The sequence below is a fragment of the Undibacterium umbellatum genome, assembly GCF_014284125.1.
In the GTDB taxonomy this organism is placed as follows: Bacteria; Pseudomonadota; Gammaproteobacteria; order Burkholderiales; family Burkholderiaceae_D; genus Undibacterium; species Undibacterium umbellatum.
In genome coordinates this window covers 1-873 of record NZ_JACOFX010000058.1, presented here as the reverse complement: position 1 = coordinate 873, position 873 = coordinate 1, and the positions used below count along the sequence as shown (strand labels likewise).

The window sequence follows — 873 nt, the reverse complement described above, 5'->3', positions numbered from 1 at the left end:
AGAGGCTGTTCGAGATCTTATTGTAAACAAAAGGAATATTGCGTAAACTTAGGTGATGAGAAAAGCCTACCCAAGCGACATCAGTAGAGAACAGTTTGCAAAGATAGAAGATATTCTGCTGAGCGCACGCAAGAAAACCAAGCCGCGCCAAGTGGATTTATATGATGTTTTTTGCGCGGTATTGTACGTGTTAAAAAGCGGCTGCCAGTGGGACATGATGCCGAGCGACTTTCCTCCCAAAAGTACGGTGTACACGTACTTTAAGCAATGGAAAGAGAAGCCGTTGGGAAGTGAGTTAAGCCTGCTGGAGCAGGCTTTAAAAAAATCAGGTTGGCGCGGCCCGTACCAAACATGGTCGGAACGTACACAGCACCTTTTTGATCGTTGACGCCCAGAGTGTCAAAAACACGGATACGGCAAAACACAAAGGCTACGATGCAGGGAAGAAAATATCAGGAATCAAGCGCCATATTGCGGTTGACACAGAGGGGCTACCGCATGCCATTGCCGTGACAACAGCCGACATCACGGATAGAAAGGGAGCACTGGAAGCGTTTGAGCAGCACAAGCATTCCTTGGGCAAGGTTGCCAGCGTGCTCGTCGATGGTGGTTATACGGGGCGCCCTTTTGCTGAGGGTGTCCATCAAATTCTGGGGGCGTCCGTACAAGTTGCCAAGCGCAATGAACTCCACACCTTTAGTGTCATGCCTCAGCGGTGGGTGGTGGAACGCTCTTTTGCCTGGCTTGAGAAATGCCATCGCCTTTGGAAAAACTGTGAGCGACAATTGAATACCAGCTTGCAATTCGTTAATTTGGCATTCCTCACTTTGCTCTTGCGGCGGGGGTGATCAAAAAAGATCTCGAACAGGTTCT

General features: G+C 49.1%; 1 protein-coding gene. It reads left to right on the top strand.

What is annotated here, in order from left to right:
* The first annotated feature begins 55 nt into the window (after positions 1 to 55).
* A protein-coding gene (locus H8L47_RS29145; protein ID WP_186957331.1) for an IS5 family transposase occupies positions 56 to 848 on the top strand; the annotation gives its coding sequence in 2 pieces (ribosomal slippage) (positions 56 to 321 and positions 320 to 848; 795 coding nt in all).
* The last annotated feature ends 25 nt before the right edge of the window (positions 849 to 873 follow it).